The sequence below is a fragment of the Microbacterium sp. NPDC055665 genome (assembly GCF_053618035.1).
Map to the genome: position 1 here is coordinate 953,943 of NZ_JBSHGY010000001.1, position 22,428 is coordinate 976,370.

A 22,428-nucleotide genomic window follows, 5' to 3' on the forward strand; every position below is an offset into this window, starting at 1 on the left:
CCCGAACCGACATCCGATGGAGACTCCATGAACTGCAGCTGTTCCCCGTCCGACCACGCCTCGCGCTCGCGCTCACTCGGCGACGAGTCCGGTGCGCCGTATGCGACCCTCTCGGCGGACGAACTGCAGCGGGTCGCCGAGACGCTGCGCGCCCACGGTGCGCTGGACGAGGCGCACCGGATCGCGTACGTCGGACTCGACGAGCCGGACCGCCACGAGGTCGCCGCCGGACGTCCGGTCCCCCGCCGTGCCCGGGTGCAGCTCCTCGAGACCGACACCGGGCGCGCTCGCGCGATCTCGGTCGACATCGGCACCGGCGAGCTCGCGACGGACGTCGACATCGACCCGGAGCACGACGGGCAGGTGCCGCTGCTCCAGGAGGAGCACGCGATCATCCGCGAGCTGATCGGCACCGACGAGCGCTGGGCCACCGCCCTCGCCGCCCGCGGCATCGACGACCCGAGCACGGTCGCGCTGGCCGGCTTGTCGGCAGGCCGCTTCCCGATCGAGGGAGAGAGCGGGCGACGGCTCGCTCGCGTGCTCGGGCACCACCAGCCCACTCCGCAGACCATGCCCTGGGCGCACCCGATCGACGGGCTGGTTGCCTACGTCGACGTCGCGAGCCGCACCGTGGTCGACGTCATCGACGTGGGCGTCATGCCGATCCCGCAGGAGACCGGCGACTACCACGTGCCCGGCACGTTCGGTCCGGAGCGGACCACGCAGAAGCCCCTCGTCATCACGCAGCCCGAAGGTCCGAGCTTCTCCTTCGAGGGCGACGTGATCTCCTGGGAGAAGTGGTCCCTGCGCATCGGCTACGACATGCGGGAAGGGCTGATCCTCCACGGCATCGGCTTCGAGGACGACGGGCGGGTCCGCCCCATCGTGCACCGCGCATCGATCGCCGAGATGCTGGTGCCGTACGGCGACCCCGGACCGGTGCGGTTCTGGCAGAACTACTTCGACACCGGCGAGTACCTGCTCGGCCGGCTCGCCAACTCCCTCGAACTCGGCTGCGACTGCGTCGGAGACATCACCTACCTCGACGTCCCGATCGCCGACGCGCGCGGCAACGTGAAGATCCTGCCGAACGTGATCTGCGTGCACGAGGAGGATGCCGGAGTGCTCTGGAAGCACACCGAGCAGTTCACCGGATCGAGCGACGTCCGCCGCCAGCGCCGGCTCGTGATCTCCTTCTTCGTCACCGTGGGCAACTACGACTACGGCTTCTACTGGTACCTCTACCTGGACGGCAAGATCGAGTTCGAGGCGAAGGCCACCGGGCTCGTGTTCACGGCCGCCTACGACGAGCGCACCAGCAGGTTCGCGAGCGAACTCGCCCCCGGTCTCGCCGCGCCGTACCACCAGCACCTGTTCTGCGCCCGACTCGACATGGCGGTCGACGACGGGCCGGCCGTCATCGACGAGGTCGACGTGCACGCCCTCCCCGTCGACGACGACAACCTCCACGGCAGCGCGATCGGCTTCACGAAGACGCGTCTGCGCAGCGAGCTCGAAGGTCGACGGCGAGCGGATGCCCGGGTCGACCGCACATGGCGGGTGAGCAGCGCGACGGCCACCAACCGGCTGGGCCGTCCCACCTCCTACGTCCTGACCCCCGAGAGCAAGCCCGTGCTCCTCGCGCAGCCCGAGTCGGTCATCGCCTCGCGTGCGCGCTTCGCGACCGCCGACCTCTGGGTCACGGCCTACGATCCCGACGAGCGCTACCCCGCCGGCGAAGTCGTCAACCAGTCGGCACCGGAGCAGGGCCTTCCCGCGTTCGTCGCCGACGATGCGTCCCTCGACGGCGCCGACCTGGTGCTGTGGCACACGTTCGGCCTCACTCACTTCCCGCGCACCGAGGACTGGCCGATCATGCCGGTCGACACCTGCGGGTTCACGCTGAAGCCCCACGACTTCTTCGACCGGAACCCGACCCTCGACGTCCCGGTCTCCCCCCGCGCATGCGCCTGCGACCACGCAGGCGTCGGCGATGCACCACCCGAGCACCATCTGCATCACCTCTCTGTCCGCCCGTCGTCGCACGACGCCTGACCCGGCGCGTCCGACATCCCGAAGGGAAACACCGACATGCACACAGCAGCTCGAGCGGGAGTGGCCGCCGCCACCGTCGCGATCCTCGCCCTCACCGGATGCGCCGCCGGTGCATCACCCGACGCCGAACCGACACAGGACGAGGCGGCCCCCGGCTTCCTCGCCGTCGCCGACGAGGGATTCGACGCCGGCGGAGATCTCGTCGTCCAGGTCGACTACGACACCGCCGAGGCGAGCGGCCTCGACCCGCAGGGGGCCGCCACGGCAAGGTCCTGGATGCTGGAAGGGCTCTCGTACGAGACCCTCACCTCGATCGATGAGAACCTCGACGTCGCCCCGAAGCTTGCCACCTCGTGGGAGACCCCGAGCGACACCGAGTACGTGTTCACGCTCGCCGACGACGCCGTGTTCTCCAACGGCCGCCCGATGACCGCGGCAGACGTCGTCGGAAGTCTGCAGCGCCTGGTCGACACCCCGACCACGTGGACCGGCCAGCTCGGCCCGATCGCCTCGATCGAGGAGACCGGGGATCTCGAGGTCACGGTCACCCTGTCCAGCCCGTATGCGCCGTTCCTCGCGGCACTCGCCAACACTCCGGCCGCCATCCTGCCCATGGCCGAGATCGAGGCCGGCGAGATCGACATCACGACCGAGATGGTCGGCACAGGGCCGCTCGTCGCGACCGCACACCGCCAGGACGAGGAGTGGACGTTCGAGCCGAACACCCACCACCCGGATGCCGAGGCGCTCGGCTTCTCGACGCTCACGATCGACATCGTCGGCGACGAGGCGACGCGTGCTGCGGCCCTCCGTGACGGATCCGCCGACTTCGCCGTGCTGAACTCCATCGACTCCGCCGAGCTGCTCGCGAATGCCGCGGACGTCACGGTGGTCGGGCAGCGGAACACCGACTTCCACTATCTGATGATCAACTCCCTGACCGGCGACGAGGCACTGCAGGATCAGGAGGTGCGCTTCGCGATCAACACCGCCATCGACCGTGACGCGATCAACGAGCTCGCCTTCGGCGGATCGACGGCGGCCACCGGGGTCACGCCCGCCGGCCTGCCCGACGCCTGCATCGCAGCCGATCTGCCGTCGGCTAAGCGCGACGTCGCCGCGGCGAAGGCCGTGATCGACGGGGTCGGCGGGCTCGAACTCGACCTCGTCGTGTACACGGACGAGCCGGTGCTCGCGCAGATCGCGCAGGTGATGCAGCAGAACCTGGCGGAGATCGGGGTGAAGGTCGAGATCCAGCAGGTCGACTATGCGACGTACTCCGACCAGGTGTACGGCAGCCCGGCCGACTTCGACCTCGCGCTCAGCTGGTTCGCCGGATACGCGGACCCGGCGATGGTGACGACCTGGTGGAACCCCGAGGTCGCCGGATTCTCCGCGGTCTTCATGAAGGGGAGCGATGAGCTCGACGCGCTGATCTCGGACGGGTACACCACCGCGCCCGGCGACGACCGCGCAGCCGTCTTCCAGGACCTGTGCGCACTCGCCGACGAGCAGAGCGAGATGGTGCCGCTGGTGCTGCGCCCCTCCACGATCGGGTGGAACACCGAGTCGCTCTCCCCGACGCTGAACAGCGACGAGGGCTACGGCGACTTCCTCCGCTACATCACCGACTTCCGCGCCAGCTGACATGACCGTCGCTCTGTGGTCCCTCCGGCGCATCGGCGCCGCACTGCTGACGCTGGTCGTCGTCTCGGTGCTGATCTTCGCGTCGGTGCGTCTGATGCCGGGAGACTACATCGACCTCGTCCTGGGTCCGCTCGCCACCGAGGCGCAGCGGGCCCAGGCGGTGGCCGCATCCGGACTCGACGATCCTGTGGTCGCGCAGTACTTCCGGTGGCTCTTCGGCGTCTTCACCGGCGACCTCGGCTACTCGTTCGTGTCGAACGTGTCGGTGTCCGAGGAGTTCGGCGCACGGCTCCCCGTCACGGCGACGATCGCGCTGCTGACGATCGTGGTCACGCTCCTGGTCGGCATCCCGCTCGGCTTCCTCGCCGCGCTCCGTTCCGAGGGCTCGGCCGGGGCGGTCGGCCGCATCGTCAGCGCGCTCGGCATCAGCATCCCGGAGTTCCTCCTCGCCGGACTCGTCGTCTTCGCCGTCTCCACGCTGGGGCTCGGAGTGTCGGTCGGGCGGTTCGCCCCGTTCGCCGTCGACCCCGCACGATTCTTCGGCTCGCTGGTGCTTCCCGTGACGGTCCTCGCCGTAGGCTGCGTGGCCGTCGTCGCACGGAACACCCGGGATGCGGTCATGAACGTGCTCGTCGAACCGCACGTGCAGGCGGCCGTGGCGCGCGGCGAGACTCCGGGATTCATCGTCCGCCACCACGTGCTGCGCAACGCCGCAGCGCCCATCCTCACCATCGTCGGAGCACTGGTCGCGGTGCTGCTCGGCGGCACGGTCATCGTGGAGTTCGTGTTCGACATCCCCGGCATGGGCTCGTACCTGCAGACCGCGCTCGGCAGGCGAGACTACGCCATCGTGCAGAGCGCCGTGCTGCTCGCCGCCATCGTCTTCATCGTCGCGAGCCTGCTCGTCGACCTCATCGCCAACGCGCTGGATCCCCGCCTGCGCCTCACCGGAGGGAGCAGCCGATGACCATCGCACCCACGGCCACGCACCGCATCCGCGCCGCCGGAGAAGCGTCCAGGGGCGCGTGGCGTCGCAGCGACGCCGTCCTGCGCACCGCCATCGTCGTGCTGAGCGTGATCGTCGTCGTCACCGTGTTCGCGGTGCTCACCGGGCTGACCGGTTCCACGGATGCCACGGTGGCCGGCCGCCTCGAGGGTCCGTCCGCGCTCGCTCCGCTGGGCACCGACAACCTCGGCCGGTCGCTGCTGCCCCGGCTCTTCCAGGGAACGGCGACGACGCTCGTGGTCTCGATCGTCGCGGTGCTCTGCTCGGCGGTGGTCAGCACCCTGCTCGGAATGCTCGCGGGCTACTACGGCGGAGCGGTGAACGAAGCGGTCATGCGCGTCGCCGACGTGCTCTACGCCTTCCCCGCGCTCGTGCTCGCGATCCTCGTCTCGGCGCTCCTCGGTCCCGGGCGACCGGCGGCGATCATCAGCATCGTCGTGATCACGATCCCGCTCATGACCAGGGTGGTCCGCATCGCGACGCGCGCGGTCGCCGAGCGGGACTTCATCGTGTCGGCGCGCATCAGCGGCGTGCGCACACCGGTGATCTTCGCCCGCCGACTCCTGCCGAACATCTCCGGCACCATCGCTGTGCAGGCGAGTTACGCCCTCTCCGTCGCGATCCTCGTCGAGGGCGGGCTGAGCTTCCTCGGGTTCGGCGTGCAGGTGCCGGAGGCCTCCCTCGGCCTGCTCATCCAGCAGGGCATGCTCTACATGACGCAGGCTCCGCAGCTGGTCATCATCCCCGGCGTCGTGCTCGTCATCTCGATCCTGTGCATCAACATCATCGGCGACGGCCTCCGCGACCGATTCGAACCGCGAGAGACGAGGTCCCTCCGATGACCGCCGTACACATCAGCGATCTGGCCCTGGAGTTCACCGGGGCGACGACCGTCCGCGCCCTCGACGGCGTCGACCTCGAGGTCGCCGCCGGCAGCTCCGTCGCCATCGTCGGCGAGTCCGGGTCGGGCAAGTCCACGCTGGCCGCGGTCATCGGCCGCCTGCAGCCCCGCTCGGCGCGGATCGTGCGCGGTGAACTCGAGGTCGACGGGATCGACGTGCTCGGACTCGGGCACGAGGCGCTGCGTACCTATCGCCGCGACACCCTGGCCTACATCGCACAGGACCCGATCGGCTCGCTCGACCCGACCATGCGCATCGGCGCGCAGCTGAAGCTCGTGCTCCGATCTGTCGGCGACGACGGCTCCCTGCCGCGCCAGATCGAGCTGCTGGAATCGATGCGCATCGCCGACCCCGGCCGCGTGGTGCGGCTCTTCCCCCACCAGATCTCCGGCGGGATGGCGCAGCGGGTGGCGATCGCGATGGCCATGTGCCGTCGACCGAAGCTGCTGATCGCCGACGAGCCCACCGCCGCCCTCGACAGCCAGGTGCGCGAGGAGGTGATCCGGTTGCTGTTCACGCAGGCGCGAGAGCAGGGGACGACGATCCTCTGGCTGAGCCACGACCTCCCCGCTGTCGCCCGCTGGTGCGACGAGGTGGCCGTGATGTATGCGGGTCGAGTGGTGGAACGCGGACCCGCAGCCGCAGTACTCGGCAGCCCGGTCCACCCCTACGCCCGCGCCCTGGCCGCCACCGATCCTTCCCGGGCCCGGCGCGGCGAGCGCCTGTCCAGCATCCCCGGCTCCCCGCCCGTGTTGCACGGCGAGTCCGAGGGCTGCGCCTTCGCCGCGCGCTGCGCCCACCGCATCGACGCGTGCGACGTGATCCGTCCGGAACCCGTGCCTCCACGGCACAGCCTGTGCATCCGCACCGCCGAGCTCGTCGACGCCGATCGCCGGGCGCGACTGCTGCCCGAGGAAGAGGTCTCCGCATGAACGCCGCAGATGCAGCCGTCTCGCCCGCAGCCACACCCGTCATCGAGCTCGACGATGTCGACGTCGCCTTCATCTCCGGCTTCGGAGCGGGGCGGCGCGAGGTCAGGGCCATGTCGCATGTCTCCTTCGCGGTGAGGCCCGGCGAGACCCTCGGCCTCGTCGGGGAATCGGGCTCGGGGAAGACGACCACGGGCGCCGTGGTGCTCGGCCTGCAGCGCCCCGACTCGGGGAACGTGCGATTCCAGGGCGCGCCGCTCGCTCGCAGCCTGCGCTCCCGGGCCGGCCGCATGCAGGCCGTCCTCCAGCATCCGCGCTGGGCGCTCGACCCCCGTTCCACTGTGCTCTCCTCTGTCCTCGAACCCGTCCTGGTGCACGAGCGGCGCAATGCCGCGGTCGAGGAACGAGCGATCGCCATGCTCGACCGTGTCGGACTCCCCGCGTCCTTCGCCGCCCGCCGACCGCATCAGCTCTCGGGCGGTCAACTGCAGCGGGTGAGCGTGGCGCGGGCGCTCGTGACCCACCCGGCGTTCATCGTCTTCGACGAGGCGGTGAGCGCGCTCGATGTATCCGTGCAGGCGCAGATCCTCAACCTCATCCAGGACCTGCAGGCCGAGCACGGCTTCGCGGCGCTGTTCATCTCGCACGACCTGGCCGCCGTGCGGTACATCTCCCACCATGTGGCGGTGATGCGCGCCGGCGAGATCGTCGAGCATGCGCCCACCGACGTGTTCTACGACCTCCCCAGCCATCCCTATTCGCGTCAACTGTTCCAGGAGCTCTCATCGTGACCGACACCCACCGCCTCGCCCCCGTCGTCCCCGCAGGTCCGCGCCGTTCCAACGGCGACTACGCCCTCTCCCCCGTGCACGGCACGGACCGCGGGCAGGTCGAATACGACTTCCCCGGGGTGCTGGTGGGGACCGCCGAGTACGCGGAGGGACCCACCGGGGCGACAGTGCTGTCGATCCCCGCAGGCGCGCGGACGTTCACCGACCGACGCGGAGGGGCGGTCGGTGCGAGCGGCCTCTACGGTTACAACCACGCGATCTGCCTCGCGGGCGGATCGGTCTACGGGCTGTCGGCCGTGGCCGGGGTGTCCGAGGCGCTCTTCGAGCGCGCGGATCACCGATCCGGCTTCGACCAGCTCCAGCTCGTGTCCGGCGCGATCATCTACGACTACTCGGTCCGCGACAACTCGGTCTTCCCCGACACCGCGCTCGGCAAGGCTGCGCTGCAGGCGGCACGTCAGGGTGTGGTCGAGGTCGGACGCGTCGGCGGCGGAGCGTCGGCCTCCTCCGGCAAGGTCGATCCCGCCCGTGTCGAGTTCACCGGGCAGGGCGTGGCCTTCCGCCAGGTCGGCGATGTGAAGGTGCTCGTGGTGACGGTGCTCAACCCGTACGGTGTGATCCTCGACCGACAAGGCCGCATCGTCCGCGGCAACTACGACGACACCACCGGCGAGCGCCGCCACCCCGCCCTCGACTACGAGGAGGCGATCGGCGAGTCGCGCCTGCTCGACTCCATGTCCGGCAACACCACGATCACGGCCGTGGTCACGAACGTGCAGCTCTCCGACGTCGAGCTCAGGCAGTTCGGGCTGCAGGTGCACAGCTCGATGCACCGCGGCATCCAGCCGTTCCACACCCCTCTCGACGGCGACACCCTGTTCGCGCTCACGACCGACGAGGTCGCCCTCCCCGAAGACCCGGGCACCTCCCGTGGTCGGCTCTCGTTGAACTCCACCGCGGTCGCGACCCTGGCGGGCGAGACCGCGTGGGACGCGATCCTCTGCGCGGCGGGCTGATCGTGTACGAGTTCGAGAAGTACCTCGCCCCCTCGCAGCACGAGGTGAACGAGCTCGTGCGTCGCCATCCGTTCGCCCTGATCGTCTCCAACGGCGGCGGCGCGGCCGGCGCACCGACGGTCACGCACACGCCGATCATCATCGAGCGGATGGCGGAGGACGGCGGCTTCGTCGGCGGTGAGCTCCTGGGGCACATCGCGCGGAAGAATCCGCAGTGGGAGCAGATCGCCGACGGCGATGCGGTTCTGCTGGTGTTCTCCGGGCCGCACGACTACGTCTCCCCCACGACCTATGCCGACGACCCGAACGTGCCGACCTGGGACTATGCCGCGGTGCACCTCACCGCCCGGGTGACCGTGCTGGAAGACCCCGCCGACGGGATGCATGTCGTGACCCGCACGGTCGCGGAGCTGGAGAGCCTCGAACCCACTGCGTGGGACATGACGAGCTCGCTCCCCACGTTCGAGCGCATCGTCGGGGGGATCGTGTCGTTCCGCTTCGAGATCCTCGAACAGCGCGCCGTGTTCAAGGTCAGTCAGGACAAGCCCCGCGAGGTCCGTCAGCGCGTCGCGGCCGCATCGCGCGCACGCGGCTGCCCCTACGGCGACGTCGCCGAGCTCGTGGAGCGCATCGGAGGAGAGGCATGATCGTCCACGAGTGGACGTCGGAGACGGCCGACCAGCACCACGAGGGTCGCCGCTTCGGCGCGCACTGGGCGCCGCAGATGCTCGCCGCGCGCGACTCGTACCTGCGACTGTTCGGGCAGTCGGGTGTCTCCGCCGAGCAGGCGCGGAACATGGCCGACGAGTGCCGCGAGATGATCGAGACGCACGCGCCGGAGGTCGCGGAGGAGTTCCGCGGCGTCGCCGAAGGGAGCGGACTCGCGCTCACCGATGTGCACCTGCTCACGGCACGCACCGAGATCCTCGCCCGGATGACTCCGTCGATGGAGTGCTCGACCGCCGTCTACGTGCCGGATGACGCGACGCCGCCGCGCACCCTGCAGACCTGGGACTGGCACGAGACACTCTCGAACGAGACGGTCGTGCGGCGACTGCACTCGGCGTCCGGCGCCCGGGTGGTGACCTTCTCCGAATTCGGTCAGCCCGCGAAGATCGGTGTCAACGACCGCGGCCTCGGCGTGCACTTCAACATCCTCCACCATCGCAGCGACGGGACTCAGGCGGGAGTGCCCGTGCACGTCCTCGCGCGGATGATCCTGGACGGGGCGCGCACAGTGGCCGAGGCCGCCGCGATCGCCCGGTCGGTGCCTCTCGCCGCCTCCAGCGTGCTCACGGTCGTCTCCTTCGACGGCGAGACACCCGAGGCCGCCGCCGTGGAGGTGTCACCGGCGGGCGTGGCCGTGCTGTCCGCCCCGCGCGGACGGACGCTCGCGCACACGAACCACTTCCTCGATGAGACCCTCGCCACGGGTGAGTACTCCCCCTATGAGACGACGAGCGTTCCGCGGTACCGGTGTCTGACCGATGCGGGGGAACTCGCCCGCATCGTCGACGACCGCGAACGGGCGCTCGCCTTCGGTGCGATCCCGGAGGCCCCGATCTCGGTCCGCGCTCGGCCCGAGCAGCCAGAACACCTGCGCTGGGAGACGAAGCTCACGGTCGCGCTCGACGTGGCACGAGGTGCGATCGCCTTCGCCGCCGCCGCGCCGGCCGATGTCGCGACCGCGGAGTGGCGGCGGGTCGGCGTGGCGGATGAGCTCGTCCCGGCCGGACGGTGAGCGGCCTCCTCCATCTCGGTGCGCTCGTCCCCGCCGCGATCGGGGTCGGCACCCTGGTCCGGATGCGCAGAGACGCCGGTCGAGCCGAGCTCCTCGCGGCCGCACTGATGCTCGTGGGCATGGCGGATGCGATGACGCTGTCGCTCCTGCCGCCGGTCGTGTGGTTCGCCGCGCTGGTCGCCACGGCTCTCGCCCTCGCCGCAGGGCGCCGGGCGCGCCCCGTCGCCACCGCGCGGCCGGGTGCGATGCTCTCCACCCACCTCGCCTTCGGAGTGATCTCGACCGCGGCGCTGATCCTCCTCATGCCGGCGATGACGTCATCGGCTCCTGCGGTGCTCGCGCCTTCGCACGCGCACGGCGCGAGTTCGACGATGCCGCAGCTGGTGAGCGCGGGTCTGGCGCTGGGCACGCTCGCCCTCACCGTGGTGGCGTTGCGCGCCGAGCGCTCCTGGCCGCATCGGCTTCATCACGTCACCATGGCCGCGTCCACCGTCGCGATGTGCGCGATCGTCGCCATCTGAGGTGCGTCCGTCCTGCCGTTCCGAGACCCCGTCACAACGTCGAGACCCCGGCCTGCACGCGTCGGCAGGTCGGGGTCTCGGCGAGAAGCGGGGGTTTCGGCGCGGACGCCGGCCGCTCAGTGGAAGAAGTGACGCTCCCCCGTGAAGAACATCGTGACGCCGGCCTTGCGGGCGGCATCGATGACCTCCTCGTCGCGGACCGATCCGCCGGGCTGCACGATGGCCGTGACGCCGGCGTCGATCAGCACCTGCGCGCCGTCGGCGAACGGGAAGAACGCGTCCGACGAGGCGACCGAACCGGCGGCACGGTCTCCGGCGCGCTCGACCGCGAGGCGGCACGAGTCGACGCGGTTGACCTGGCCCATGCCGACGCCGACCGTGGCGTTGTCCTTCGCGAGGACGATCGCGTTCGACTTGACGGCGCGGCAGGCCTTCCACGCGAAGATGAGGTTCTCCATCTCCTCGTCGCTCGGGCGCTCGCCCGACACGAGCTCCCAGTTCTTCGCGACGGAACCGATGTCGTCCGGGAAGCGGTCAGCATCCTGCAGCAGCAGTCCGCCCGAGACCAGGCGCACGTCCATGCGCTCCTGCTGCCAGTCCTGCGGGAGCTGCAGCAGACGCAGGTTCTTCTTTGCCTTGAACACCTCGAGGGCGGCGGGCTCGAACGACGGCGCGACGATGACCTCGGTGAAGATGTCCTTGAGGTTCTCGGCCATCTTGAGGGTCACGGTGCCGTTCGCGGCGATGACCCCGCCGTAGGCCGAGACCGGGTCGCACTCGTGCGCACGCAGGTGGGCACTGGCGATCGGGTCGAGGGCGTTGGGGGCGGTCGTGGCGATGCCGCACGGGTTGGCGTGCTTGATGATCGCGACGGCCGGCTTGACCATGTCGTACGCGGCACGCAGCGCGGCATCCGCGTCGACGTAGTTGTTGTACGACATCTCCTTGCCCTGCAGCTGGGTGGCCTGGGCGATGCCGTGACCGCCGGCGCGGGTGTAAATCGCGCCGCGCTGGTGCGAGTTCTCGCCGTAGCGGAGGGTCGCGAGGCGCTCGGCCTGGATCGTGAGGTGTGCGGGCAGGTCGCCGGGCTCGGTGAGCGTGCCCTCGGCGAACCACTGGGCCACCGCGGTGTCGTAGGCGGCGGTGTGCGCGAAGGCGCGGGCGGCGAGCTCGCGACGCTGCGCGACGGAGGTGCCGCCGGCGGCGACGGCCTCGACGATCGCGGGGTATGACTGCGGCGACACGACGATCGCGACGTTGGCGTGGTTCTTCGCCGCGGCGCGCACCATGGCGGGGCCGCCGATGTCGATCTGCTCGACCACGTCGTCGCCGACCGCGCCCGAGGCGACGGTCTCGACGAACGGATACAGGTTCACCACGACGAGCTCAAACGGCGCGATGTCGAGCTCCTCGAGCTGACGCTCGTGCTCCTCGAGGCGCAGGTCGGCCAGCAGGCCTCCGTGGACCTTCGGGTGCAGCGTCTTCACGCGACCGTCGAGCATCTCGGCGACGCCGGTGACGGCGGCCACATCGGTCACGGCGAAGCCGGCATCGCGAATGGTCGCGGCGGTCGACCCGGTCGAGACGATCTCCACGCCGGCCTCGGCGAGAGCCGCCGCGAGGACGAGCAGGTCGGTCTTGTCGCTCACCGAGACGAGCGCGCGCCGGATCGGCACGGTGTCGCGATCGCGGTAGAGCGTGGGGTCGTGGCGGGGGCCGGCCATGATGGGCTCCTTCGTGCGGGGGCGTCGGGTGGGGGTCAGGAAGAAGAGGTGAGTGGGAGGTCGCCGGTGGCGATCCCGCGGACGACGTCGATGAGCAGACGTCGTTCGACGGGCTTGATGCGTTCGTGCAGGCTGTGCTCGGTGTCACCCTCGAGGACGGGCACGCGCTCCTGGGCGAGGATCGGTCCGGAGTCGACACCGTCGTCGACGACGATCACGCTGGCACCGGTCTCGGTGACGCCCGCGGCGAGCGCGTCGCGGACGCCGTGCGCTCCGGGGAACTCCGGCAGGTATGCCGGGTGCGTGTTGATGAGGCGCGGCGAGTACTGCGCGACGAGCGACGGCGGCAGCAGGCGCATGAGTCCGCTCAACACCACGAGGTCGGGGTTCCAGACGGCGAGCTGGCGGGCGAGCTCTTCACCCCAGGCCTCACGGCTCTCGTGCTCGTGCCACGGCACCGTGAAACTGGGGATGCCGAACTCCTCGGCGTGGGCCAGCCCGTCGGCTTCGCGGTCGGCACCCACGACGATCACCCTGGCGGGGAAATCGGGATGACGAGCGGCCTCGAGGAGGGCGCGAAGGTTCGAGCCGGTGCCCGAGATGAGAACGGCGACCGTGAGCACGCGCCCAGTCTACCGGGGTGTGCATACTGCTCCCGCCCGGTGTCCGGACCGCTCGCATGTCGTCGTCAGTCGCGCGGTTCCGCAGGATTCCGCGGCGGCGGGAGGAACCCGCGCACGTCATCGAGCGGAGCCGTGTCGTCCGCGGCGGACACGCCCGCGGAGGGCGCACCGGATGCCTCTTCCGCGATGACGACGGCGTTCGGGTCGAGCTCGGTCATCTCGGCGATCCAGCGGTCGGTCCGTTCCTCGGCGAGCTCCTCGCGGTTCCGAGGAGAGAGCAGGAGGATGGCAGCCCCCACGAGGACCTCCGCGCCGAGCGCGAGAGCGAACGGATAGACCGCCGGCCCGACGACCGCCAGCCGCCCCGGACCCATCGAGCCGTTCGCGAGGGCCGCGGCGAGACCGCCGATCCCCGCGCTCAGGGCCGCGATGCCGACGGCGATCACCGCACGCTGCAGCATCCCGAGCGGCGTGCCCTCCCAGACGAGGCGCGAGCGCACCGCCCAGCCGGCGAACGCACCGGCGGCGATGGGGATGAGCACGACGATCAGCATCCAGATCGAGCTGTTCTCCGGCAGCAGCCCGAACACGGGGATGCCGGGGACCACACCGAGCTGCGTGCCCGCGGGCGACACCGCCGTTCCGGCACCGACCGCGAAGCCGGGACCGGCGATCCACGCCGCCGTCCACACGAGCATGGTCGGCAGGTAGGCGAGCTGGGCGAGCGTCATCACCGTCGCGCCGAGGGCGTCGACCCTGGCGGCCTGGAACAGCGCCACCACCTCGCCGCCGCGGAACAAGACGGTCACAGCCAGGGCGAGGGCGGATGCGCCGGCGACCCCGACGAGCGCGAAGGCCGCCCCGCGCACGATCGCCGCCGGAACGGGCGCCCAGTCCTCGCGGGCGTCGAACCAGTCGTGCAGGCGGTCGGGGATGCCGCCGTCGCCGTCCTCCCACGCGACACGCACCGCCCCGCAGAGCACACCCACGAGGTAGACCGCGGCAGGCAGGATGATCGCCGGCGCCAACGGCGTCTGCGCCGCCTGCAGCCGTGCGCTCAGCGCGACCGCCACGGAGATGAGGGTGAACACCGCGGCTCCGGTGAGCGAGCCCAGCAGCCACGCGCCCGCCTTCGCCGCCCTGCTGCCCGAACGCGCGGCGAAGAGCAGTGTGAACAGGAGGAAGGCGAGCGGTGTGATCGACACGACGAAGTTCGCCGCCGCGGGTGGGATCGCGAGCGCGACCAGGAGCGCGTCCGGGATCGTGATCGTCAGCGGAACTCCGTGACCGAACTCCCAGAGGGTCCCGGTGAGCGGCCAGAGCGCCCCCCAGTCGGCCGTGACCCCGAAGGCGACCGTCCACAGCAGCGTCAGCGGTGCCAGCAGCACGACGAGACCGACCGCCGCGGCGATGGCGGCGTCGAAGGCGGCGAGGAGCGCGACGAGGAGGCGTTGCATAGCGTTTCGAGACTACGACGAGTTGCCGACGAAGCCCTGGGGGCGCGCGTGGGGTCGGCGACACGATAGCGTTTCTCCGGAGGTTTCCCGATGACAACTGCCCCGCCCGCCCCGGCATCCACCGAGCCCAAGAACTCGCTCGACCGCTTCTTCGAGATCAGCAAGCGCGGATCGACGATCGGTACCGAGATCCGAGGGGGTCTGGTGACGTTCGTCACGATGGCCTACATCGTGATCCTGAACCCGATCATCCTCTCCGGCAAGCCCGACGTCGCCGGGAACATGCTCGAGTTCAACGCCGTCGGAGCCGCCACCGCGCTGACCGCCGGTGTGATGACGATCCTGTTCGGTCTCGTCACGCGCCTCCCGTTCGGTTTCGCCGCCGGCCTCGGCATCAACGCCTTCGTCGCGTTCTCGGTCGTCGGCCAGGTGACCTGGCCCGAGGCCATGGCCCTGGTGATGATCAACGGTGTCGTCATCGTGCTGCTCGCCGCCACCGGGCTCCGGAAGGCGATCTTCGACGCCGTGCCTTTCCAGCTGAAGATCGCGATCACGGTCGGCATCGGCCTGTTCATCGCCTTCATCGGCTTCGTCAACTCCGGCTTCGTCACCGCGACCGGCGCCTCGTCGCCGCCCGTCGGCCTCGGGGTCAACGGCTCGGTCGCGACCGTGCCGACGCTGCTCTTCGTGATCACGCTCCTGCTCACGGGCATCCTCGTCGCGCTCAAGATCAAGGGCGGCATGCTGATCGGCCTCATCGGCGGCACGGTGCTCGCCGTGATCGTCGAGGCGATCTGGCACATCGGAGCCCGCGGCTTCGACGACGAGGGCAACGTGGTCAATCCGGGCGGCTGGGGACTCACCGTCCCGGCGCTGAACGGCTCCCCCGTGGGCATTCCCGACCTCAGCCTGATCGGCGCGGTCGACTTCAGCTTCGACCTCGGCAAGGTCAGCCTCGTGGCGATCGTGATGATCGTCTTCACCCTGCTGTTCACCAACTTCTTCGACGCCATGGGCACCATGACCGGCCTTGCGAAGGAGGCCAACCTCGCCGACGACAACGGCGACTTCCCCCGCATCAAGTCGGCACTGGTCGTCGAGGGTGTCGGTGCGATCGCCGGTGGAGCGACCTCGTCGTCGTCGAGCACGGTCTTCATCGAGTCCGGTGCCGGCATCGGCGAGGGTGCGCGCACGGGTCTCGCGAACGTCGTGACCGGCGTGGTCTTCCTGATCGCGATGTTCCTGACGCCTCTGACGTCGATCGTCCCGACCGAGATCGCCGCGGCCGCGCTGATCATCGTCGGAGCCATGATGATGGCCCAGATCCGCTACATCGACTTCAGCGACTTCCGCGTGCTGCTGCCGGTGTTCCTCACCGTTTCGGTCATGCCGCTGACCTACTCGATCGCGAACGGCATCGGCGCGGGCTTCGTGAGCTGGGTACTCATCCACGCGTTCTCGGGCAAGGCCAAGACCATCAGCCCGCTGCTGTGGGTCGTCGGCGCCGGCTTCCTGATCTTCTTCGCCCGCGGGCCCATCGAGGCGCTTTTCGGCGTCGGGATCTGACCCGGAGTCGCACAGGAGGGGCGGATGCTGCGGCATCCGCCCCTCTTTCGTGCTCAGCTCCCGTACGCGGCAGCGAACTCGGCGGACGGCTCGATCGGCTCGATCACGTCGATCAGCACACCGCCGGGAGCCTCGACGATGAAGTGCCGCTGCCCGAAGGCCTCGTCCCGCAACGGCAGTCGCTCCGCCAGCCCCCGCTCCGCGACCAGCCGTGCATGCTCGGCTGCGGCATCGGGGACCTCGACGTTGAGCAGCAGTCCGCTCACGGGCTGGCGGAACCCGTGCGGGATGGTCTCGTGCGTGCGGTCGAGGATCGCGAGCTCACCGCCGTCGAAGCGCAAGCTCACGTACCAGTCGGCCGCGAAGGCCACTTCGAACCCGAGTTCCTCGCGATAGAATCGCGCCGCCTCGGCGACGTCGTCCACCATGAGCACCGGATAGAAGCTCGTGATCTCCATCATCTCCCCTTTACATACAGTGTGTTTGTATCCTTAGGCTAGGATACATACACACCGCACGTAAAGGAACCCCATGCCCCGAGCATCCGCCGCAGAAGCGGCTGAGACCGCACGCCGGATCCTCGACGTCGCCACCGCGCACTTCGCCGAACACGGATACGCCGCAGCGTCCGTCGACGAGATCGCCCAGGCGGCCGGTGTCACCCGCGGCGCCGTCTACCACCACTACTCGTCGAAGCCGCTGCTCTTCGCCGCCGTCGCTGCCGCACAGCAGGAGGTCGTCGCCGCAGCCATCGTCGCGGCAACCACGGACAGCACACCCGACACCGCACTCCGCGACGGCAGCCACGCCTTCCTCGACGCCATCACCCGAGGAGCGGCCTCGCGCGTACTGCTCGTCGACGGACCAGCGGTGCTGGGGTGGGAGGGGTGGCGGCAGCTCGACGCAGATGGCCCCGAGCAGGAGCTGCGCACCGGGCTGCGCGAGGCCGGGGTCTCCCCTGCGCTCCTCGAGCCGCTCACCGCAGCGCTGTCCGGAGCGATGAACGAACTCGCGCTCTGGCTGGCCGCGCATGCGAACGACGCCGACGCCCGGGAGCACGCCCACGGAGCCCTCGACGGCATCCTGGACGCCGTCGCTCCTCGGCGCTGACTCGTCCAGCACTCCCCCACGCCCCACCGCCGGCGCGCATGAAAGAAGGCCCCGGAGTGGAGTCCGGGGCCTTCAGATCAAGCGTAGCTCAGATCAGAGCGACTCGATGATCGCGCGCATCAGGTCTGCCGTCTCGGACGGCGTCTTGCCGACCTTGACGCCGGCGGCCTCGAGGGCCTCCTTCTTCGCCTGAGCGGTTCCTGCCGAGCCGGAGACGATCGCGCCGGCGTGACCCATGGTCTTGCCCTCGGGAGCCGTAAAGCCGGCGACGTAGCCGACGACCGGCTTGGTGACGTTCGCCTTGATGTAGTCGGCCGCGCGCTCTTCGGCGTCGCCGCCGATCTCGCCGATCATCACGATGGCCTTGGTCTCGGGGTCGGCCTCGAACGCGGCGAGCGCGTCGATGTGCGTGGTGCCGATGACCGGGTCACCGCCGATGCCGATGGCGGTGGAGAAGCCCAGATCGCGCAGCTCGAACATCATCTGGTAGGTCAGGGTGCCCGACTTCGACACGAGGCCGATCGGTCCCTTGCCCGTGATGTTCGCGGGGGTGATGCCGACGAGCGCCTCGCCCGGCGTGATGATGCCGGGGCAGTTCGGCCCGATGATGCGGGTCTTGTTGCCCTTGCTCTGCGCGTAGGCCCAGGCCTCGGCCGAGTCGCCGACGGGGACGCCCTCGGTGATGACGACGAGCAGCGGGATCTCGGCGTCGATGGCCTCGATCATCGCGTCCTTCGTGAAGGCGCCGGGGACGAAGGCGATCGACACGTCGGCGCCGGTCTCCTTCATGGCCTCGGCGACCGAGGCGAACACGGGCAGCTCGACGGCGTTGCCGTCCTTGTCGGTGTGCGAGACCGTCGTGCCGGCCTTGCGGGCGTTCACGCCACCGACGACCTGGGTGCCGGCCTTGAGCATCAGCGCGGTGTGCTTGGTGCCCTCACCGCCGGTGATGCCCTGGACGATGACCTTGGAGTCCTTGTTGAGGTAGATCGACATTCTTCTCGTCCTTCAGTCTCAGGCGTTGGCGAGTTCGGCGGCCTTGTCGGCGCCCTCGTCCATGGTGGCGGCCAGGGTCACAAGCGGGTGCGCGTACTCGGCGAGGATCGCGCGACCCTCGTCGACGCGGTTGCCGTCCAGGCGCACGACGAGCGGCTTGGAGGCCGTGGCGCCCAGCGTCTCGAGGGCACCCTTGATGCCGTTGGCGACGGCGTCGCACGCCGTGATGCCGCCGAAGACGTTGACGAACACGCTCTTTACCTGCGGGTCGCCGAGGATGACGTCGAGGCCGGCGGCCATGACCTCGGCCGAGGCGCCGCCGCCGATGTCGAGGAAGTTGGCCGGCTTGACGCCGTTGTGGTTCTCGCCCGCGTAGGCGACCACGTCGAGCGTGGACATGACGAGCCCCGCGCCGTTGCCGATGATCCCGACCTCGCCGTCGAGCTTCACGTAGTTGAGGCCCGACTGCTTGGCCTTGGCCTCGAGCGGGTCTGCGGCGTCCTTGTCCTCGAGCGCCTCGTGCTCGGGGTGACGGATCTCGGAGGCGTTGTCGTCGAGCGTGACCTTGCCGTCGAGCGCGATGATGTCGCCCTCTTCCGTGCGCACCAGCGGGTTGACCTCGACCAGCGTCGCGTCCTCGCCCTTGTAGACGTCGAAGAGCTTGACGAAGACGTCGGAGACCTTCTCGACGAGGTCTTCCGGGAAGTTCGCCGCGCGAGCGATCTCGACGGCCTTCTCCTTGTCGATGCCCGTGAGCGGGTTGACCTCGACGCGCGCGAGCGCCTCGGGGCGCTCCACCGCGAGCTCTTCGATCTCCATGCCGCCCTCGACCGAGCAGAGGCTCAGGTAGGAGCGGTTGGCGCGGTCGAGCAGCACGGAGAAGTAGAACTCCTCGGCGATGCGCGCACCCTGCGCGACCATGACTCGCTTGACGACGTGGCCCTTGATGTCGAGGCCGAGGATGGCCTTCGCTGCCTCGTACGCCTCGTCGGGGGTCTTGGCGACCTTGACGCCGCCCGCCTTTCCACGGCCGCCGGTCTTGACCTGAGCCTTGACGACGACCACTCCGCCGATCTTCTCGGCAGCCGCCCTCACCTCTTCAGGGGTGTCCGCGACGATGCCGGCGAGGACCGGCACTCCGTACTTTTCGAAAACGTCTCGTGCCTGGTACTCGTACAGATCCACTGTGGTTCCTTCACTGGGCTGCTGTCTGGTAATTCTCTCGATGTCGAGACATCGACCAGTCCCCCAGCCTACTACCTCGGCCTGGACGCTCCTGCGGCCACCGGGTCGCTCCGGTCAGCGCAGCGTCGGCACGCCCCAGCGCCTCGCCGGAAGTGCGACCAGCCGGAGCTGTCGGGAGATCACGAACGGGGTGAAGACCAGAGCGGCACCGGTCCCGACGATCACGGGACGGATCACGACCACCGGCAGCGAGCCCCACAGCGCGAAGAGGATGGACGCGACGAGGACGGCGGCGAGCACGAGTTCGCATATGAGGAGTTGCCGGCGTGTGGAGGCACTGTCCTCCGCCAGCGTCGTCTCGCGACCGCGCACCGCGATGCGATCGGTCCACCGCGCACCGTCCCACCACCGCAGGGTGCCGCGGCGGCGTGTCTCGTACCATCCGGCCGCAATCCCGCGCTCACTCACGCTCTCAGTATGACGGTCTCGCCTCGGCGTCTCCGCCTGCCGAGGTCTAGGCTTTCGCCATGCACGAATCCGCAGAACTGCGCACCGGCGTCGTGGCCGCAGCGCTCGAGCTCTTCAGCGCCCAGGGGTTCGACCAGACCTCGGTGGAGCAGATCGCCAAGGCCGCCGGCGTCTCGCGCTCGACCTTCTTCCGCCAGTTCGGCGGTAAGGAGGACGTGGTGTTCGCCGATCACGAGGTGCTCCTCGAGCAGCTCAGGGAGTTCCTCGACGAGGGGCACGACGACCCGTGGGGCGCGGTGTGTGCGGCATCCGAGTCGGTCTTCGCGCACTTCGCGCACGACCCGGAGCTCGCCCGGCGCCGCTACCAGATCGTGCGTGAGGTGCCCGTGCTGCGCGAACGCGAGATCATCACGGTGTTCCGCTACGAGCGGTTGTTCGACGAGTACCTGCGCGGCGCGCTTCCCGGCGTCGACCCGCTGGATGCCGTGGGCTTCGCCGCGCTCGTGACCGCCGTGCACAACCACGTGCTGCGCCAGCTGCTGCGGGGACGCAAGAAGGTGCCGCTGGCCACGCTGCAGACGGCGCTGGCCGATGTGCGCCGTCGCTACGGTGTGGCGGGCGACGCCACCACCGCCCCGGACGACATGGTCGTCGCGGTGTTCCCGCGGTCCATGCCGATCGCCGAGGTGTCCCGCCGCCTGCAGTCGGAGCTCGACTAGCCACTCCTGGGTCGTGGAACCGAGTATCGAGAGGTACGATACTCAGGTCCACGAAGGAGCCCCATGAGCGATGCAGCCACCCCGTTCCCCGGCGAGCGGGTCTCGTCGTACGACATCACCGCGCGTCAGGACAGCGACTACTACGCCGTCTTCACCGACATCCCCGCCGCCGACCGCGAGGCGTGGGACCGCGCGAAGTCCTACGTCGACGAGGTCGCACCGCAGATGGCGGATGCCTGGGACCGCGCCGAGTACCCGCTGGATGCGGCTCGTCGGATGGGTGAGATGGACCTCGTCGTCGACGGTCTCCAGCACCCCGCGCTCACGAGCCTGTCGCCGTTGGCCGCCGGGCTCGTGAATATGGAGATCTCCCGCGGCGACGGCTCGCTGGGCACGATCCTCGCCGTGCAGGGCGGGCTCGCCCTGCGCACGCTCGCCCTGTTCGGCTCACCCGCTCAGCAGGAGAAGTGGCTCACCGCTCTCGCCGACGGCTCGGTGCTCGGCGCCTTCGCGCTGACCGAGCCCGACCACGGCTCGGACTCCGTCTCCCTCGAGACCGTCGCCCGCCGCGACGGCGACTCCTGGGTCATCCGCGGCGCGAAGAAGTGGATCGGGAACGGCGCGTCCGGGGGCATCACGTTCGTCTGGGCCCGCGTCGACGACGAGGGCGCCGACGAGCACGGAGCGGTCCGCTGCTTCCTCGTCGAGCAGGACACCCCGGGCTACACCGGCAGCGTGATCCGCGGAAAGGCCTCGCTGCGCGCGATCCATCAGGCCCACATCGTCCTCGACGACGTGCGGGTGCCGCTCGACGCCGTGCTGCCGGGGACGAAGAGCTTCAAAGACGCCTCGACCGTGCTCTATGCGACCCGCTCCGGTGTCGCCTGGTCGGCGCTCGGGCACGCGACCGCCTGCTACGAGGCCGCGCTCGCCTACGCGACCCAGCGGGTGCAGTTCGGCAAGCCGCTCGCGAAGTTCCAGATGGTGCAGGAGCGCCTCACCCACATGCTCGAAGACCTCACCGCCATGCAGCTGTACTGCCGGCGGATGGCCGACCTGGAGACCGCGGGCGAGCTGCGTCCGACCCAGGCGTCGCTCGCGAAGTTCCACAACACGCGGGCCGCGCGACGCATCGCCTCGACCGCCCGCGACCTGCTCGGCGGCAACGGCATCCTGCTCGAGAACGGCGTCATCCAGCACATGGCCGACATCGAGGCGATCCACACCTACGAGGGCACGGAGAGCGTGCAGGCGCTGCTTCTCGGGCGTGACATCACCGGGATGAGCGCGTTCGCCTGACCGAGGTCGGCCGGGGTACGGTCTCGTCAGACCGGGCGCACCGCGGAGCCGACCGCGATCGCATCGGGGCCGGTCAGATCCGCGACGCGGATCATCGGTCGCTCGACCCGACCGTGCGCGTCGGGGCTCACCGTCAGTCGCAGCCGCAGCCGCCGGACGGCGTCTTCACCATGAAGCACACGTCGCACACGCCGTAGTCACGCTCTTCGACGGGCTTCGGCGCCTTCTCGGCGCGGGGCGCGGAGACGCGAGGCGTCGTCGTGCGCTTGGCCGCGCGCGGTGCGGTCAACGGGATGAACTCGCTCGGGTGGCTGACGTAGAAGTACGGCGGCCGCCCCTCGCTCGGCTGCAGGCGCAACGGCGCGGATCCGACGACGAGTCGCTCATCCTCGGTGAAGCCGTTCGTGTAGGTGCGACCGATGTGCAACGGGGCGCCCTCACCACGACGGATGGCCTCGATGTAGCGACCACGGTCGATGAACGAGCTGATCCCGATCGCCTGGGTGATCTCCGCGATGAACGCGTGGTTCGACGGGTCGATGCGGTGCGCGCGCAGCGCTTCCTGGAGCGAACGGTATGGACGGGAGGTGCCTGCGGGGGTCGGCCCCTGTACTTCTTTCATCAGTTCCAGGATCGCACGCCGCAACCCCCTCTTTCGACCACTCGACGCGTG

Annotated in this window: 22 protein-coding genes; 14 read left to right on the plus strand and 8 right to left on the minus strand. The window is 69.8% G+C overall.

The features are described 5' to 3' along the window. The first annotated feature begins 27 nt into the window (after window positions 1-27). The 10 genes from ACWGO6_RS04535 to ACWGO6_RS04580 are packed head-to-tail and all read left to right on the plus strand — an operon-like array spanning window position 28 to window position 10,608. Window positions 28-2,055, plus strand: coding sequence for a primary-amine oxidase (locus ACWGO6_RS04535; protein WP_452325964.1), 2,028 nt, complete (start codon window positions 28-30; stop codon window positions 2,053-2,055). A 36-nt stretch (window positions 2,056-2,091) separates the two neighbouring features. Continuing rightward, window positions 2,092-3,702: an ABC transporter substrate-binding protein gene (locus ACWGO6_RS04540; RefSeq protein WP_452325965.1), complete on the plus strand. Its 1,611-nt coding sequence runs from the start codon at window positions 2,092-2,094 to the stop codon at window positions 3,700-3,702. 1 nt (window position 3,703) lies between these two features. After that, the gene (locus tag ACWGO6_RS04545) at window positions 3,704-4,669 is read left to right on the plus strand and encodes an ABC transporter permease (RefSeq protein WP_452325966.1); all 966 of its coding nucleotides are present in this window, start codon (window positions 3,704-3,706) and stop codon (window positions 4,667-4,669) included. Beyond that, window positions 4,666-5,550 (plus strand): ABC transporter permease, encoded by an 885-nt coding sequence (locus ACWGO6_RS04550; protein ID WP_452325967.1) that lies wholly within the window; start codon window positions 4,666-4,668, stop codon window positions 5,548-5,550. Before ACWGO6_RS04545 ends, ACWGO6_RS04550 begins: the two co-directional genes overlap by 4 nt. Next, a complete protein-coding gene (locus ACWGO6_RS04555; RefSeq protein ID WP_452325968.1) occupies window positions 5,547-6,542 on the plus strand; it encodes an ABC transporter ATP-binding protein in 996 nt (331 codons plus the stop codon). Before ACWGO6_RS04550 ends, ACWGO6_RS04555 begins: the two co-directional genes overlap by 4 nt. After that, window positions 6,539-7,330 (plus strand): ATP-binding cassette domain-containing protein, encoded by a 792-nt coding sequence (locus ACWGO6_RS04560; protein ID WP_452325969.1) that lies wholly within the window; start codon window positions 6,539-6,541, stop codon window positions 7,328-7,330. The genes ACWGO6_RS04555 and ACWGO6_RS04560 overlap by 4 nt, the downstream gene beginning before the upstream one ends. Further along, on the plus strand, window positions 7,327-8,346 hold the full coding sequence (locus ACWGO6_RS04565) for a P1 family peptidase (protein WP_452325970.1): 1,020 nt from the start codon (window positions 7,327-7,329) through the stop codon (window positions 8,344-8,346). Before ACWGO6_RS04560 ends, ACWGO6_RS04565 begins: the two co-directional genes overlap by 4 nt. Beyond that, window positions 8,316-8,993, plus strand: coding sequence for an FMN-binding negative transcriptional regulator (locus ACWGO6_RS04570; RefSeq protein ID WP_136042721.1), 678 nt, complete (start codon window positions 8,316-8,318; stop codon window positions 8,991-8,993). Before ACWGO6_RS04565 ends, ACWGO6_RS04570 begins: the two co-directional genes overlap by 31 nt. Continuing rightward, complete coding sequence (locus ACWGO6_RS04575; protein ID WP_136042722.1) at window positions 8,990-10,087, plus strand: C45 family autoproteolytic acyltransferase/hydolase; 1,098 nt, start codon at window positions 8,990-8,992, stop codon at window positions 10,085-10,087. The genes ACWGO6_RS04570 and ACWGO6_RS04575 overlap by 4 nt, the downstream gene beginning before the upstream one ends. Continuing rightward, a complete protein-coding gene (locus tag ACWGO6_RS04580; RefSeq protein WP_136042723.1) occupies window positions 10,084-10,608 on the plus strand; it encodes a hypothetical protein in 525 nt (174 codons plus the stop codon). The genes ACWGO6_RS04575 and ACWGO6_RS04580 overlap by 4 nt, the downstream gene beginning before the upstream one ends. Window positions 10,609-10,724: 116 nt before the next feature. Here ACWGO6_RS04580 and purH read toward each other — a convergent pair whose 3' ends face one another. The 3 genes from purH to ACWGO6_RS04595 all read right to left on the minus strand — a co-directional run bounded on the left by purH (window position 10,725) and on the right by ACWGO6_RS04595 (window position 14,412). Next, window positions 10,725-12,332 (minus strand): bifunctional phosphoribosylaminoimidazolecarboxamide formyltransferase/IMP cyclohydrolase, encoded by a 1,608-nt coding sequence (gene purH / locus ACWGO6_RS04585; RefSeq protein ID WP_452325971.1) that lies wholly within the window; start codon window positions 12,330-12,332, stop codon window positions 10,725-10,727. Window positions 12,333-12,367: 35 nt separating this feature from the next. Beyond that, window positions 12,368-12,955, minus strand: a complete 588-nt coding sequence (gene purN / locus ACWGO6_RS04590; RefSeq protein WP_136042725.1) for a phosphoribosylglycinamide formyltransferase — start codon at window positions 12,953-12,955, stop codon at window positions 12,368-12,370. Between the two features lie 65 nt (window positions 12,956-13,020). Further along, window positions 13,021-14,412, minus strand: a complete 1,392-nt coding sequence (locus tag ACWGO6_RS04595; protein ID WP_452325972.1) for a cell division protein PerM — start codon at window positions 14,410-14,412, stop codon at window positions 13,021-13,023. Window positions 14,413-14,502: 90 nt separating this feature from the next. Here ACWGO6_RS04595 and ACWGO6_RS04600 point away from each other — a divergent pair, with 90 nt between their 5' ends. Further along, window positions 14,503-15,978: an NCS2 family permease gene (locus tag ACWGO6_RS04600; protein ID WP_136042727.1), complete on the plus strand. Its 1,476-nt coding sequence runs from the start codon at window positions 14,503-14,505 to the stop codon at window positions 15,976-15,978. Between the two features lie 53 nt (window positions 15,979-16,031). Here the strand turns inward: ACWGO6_RS04600 and ACWGO6_RS04605 are convergent, their stop codons facing one another. After that, the gene (locus ACWGO6_RS04605) at window positions 16,032-16,436 is read right to left on the minus strand and encodes a VOC family protein (protein WP_452325973.1); all 405 of its coding nucleotides are present in this window, start codon (window positions 16,434-16,436) and stop codon (window positions 16,032-16,034) included. 73 nt (window positions 16,437-16,509) lie between these two features. Here ACWGO6_RS04605 and ACWGO6_RS04610 point away from each other — a divergent pair, with 73 nt between their 5' ends. Further along, window positions 16,510-17,088, plus strand: a complete 579-nt coding sequence (locus ACWGO6_RS04610) for a TetR/AcrR family transcriptional regulator (protein WP_136042729.1) — start codon at window positions 16,510-16,512, stop codon at window positions 17,086-17,088. A gap of 93 nt (window positions 17,089-17,181) precedes the next feature. Here ACWGO6_RS04610 and sucD read toward each other — a convergent pair whose 3' ends face one another. The 3 genes from sucD to ACWGO6_RS04625 all read right to left on the minus strand — a co-directional run bounded on the left by sucD (window position 17,182) and on the right by ACWGO6_RS04625 (window position 19,737). Beyond that, window positions 17,182-18,084: a succinate--CoA ligase subunit alpha gene (sucD, locus tag ACWGO6_RS04615; RefSeq protein ID WP_136042730.1), complete on the minus strand. Its 903-nt coding sequence runs from the start codon at window positions 18,082-18,084 to the stop codon at window positions 17,182-17,184. An 18-nt stretch (window positions 18,085-18,102) separates the two neighbouring features. Next, window positions 18,103-19,269, minus strand: coding sequence for an ADP-forming succinate--CoA ligase subunit beta (gene sucC, locus ACWGO6_RS04620; protein WP_029262293.1), 1,167 nt, complete (start codon window positions 19,267-19,269; stop codon window positions 18,103-18,105). Window positions 19,270-19,383: 114 nt separating this feature from the next. Continuing rightward, the gene (locus ACWGO6_RS04625) at window positions 19,384-19,737 is read right to left on the minus strand and encodes a DUF2510 domain-containing protein (RefSeq protein ID WP_452325974.1); all 354 of its coding nucleotides are present in this window, start codon (window positions 19,735-19,737) and stop codon (window positions 19,384-19,386) included. A gap of 59 nt (window positions 19,738-19,796) precedes the next feature. On the opposite strand from ACWGO6_RS04625, the gene ACWGO6_RS04630 reads away from it, so the two are divergent. Together ACWGO6_RS04630 and ACWGO6_RS04635 are read left to right on the plus strand one after the other, a co-directional pair. Continuing rightward, window positions 19,797-20,456, plus strand: a complete 660-nt coding sequence (locus ACWGO6_RS04630) for a TetR/AcrR family transcriptional regulator (protein ID WP_136042732.1) — start codon at window positions 19,797-19,799, stop codon at window positions 20,454-20,456. Between the two features lie 63 nt (window positions 20,457-20,519). After that, a complete protein-coding gene (locus tag ACWGO6_RS04635) occupies window positions 20,520-21,755 on the plus strand; it encodes an acyl-CoA dehydrogenase family protein (RefSeq protein WP_452325975.1) in 1,236 nt (411 codons plus the stop codon). Window positions 21,756-21,888: 133 nt separating this feature from the next. Here the strand turns inward: ACWGO6_RS04635 and ACWGO6_RS04640 are convergent, their stop codons facing one another. After that, complete coding sequence (locus ACWGO6_RS04640; protein ID WP_452325976.1) at window positions 21,889-22,377, minus strand: hypothetical protein; 489 nt, start codon at window positions 22,375-22,377, stop codon at window positions 21,889-21,891. Window positions 22,378-22,428: the final 51 nt, after the last annotated feature.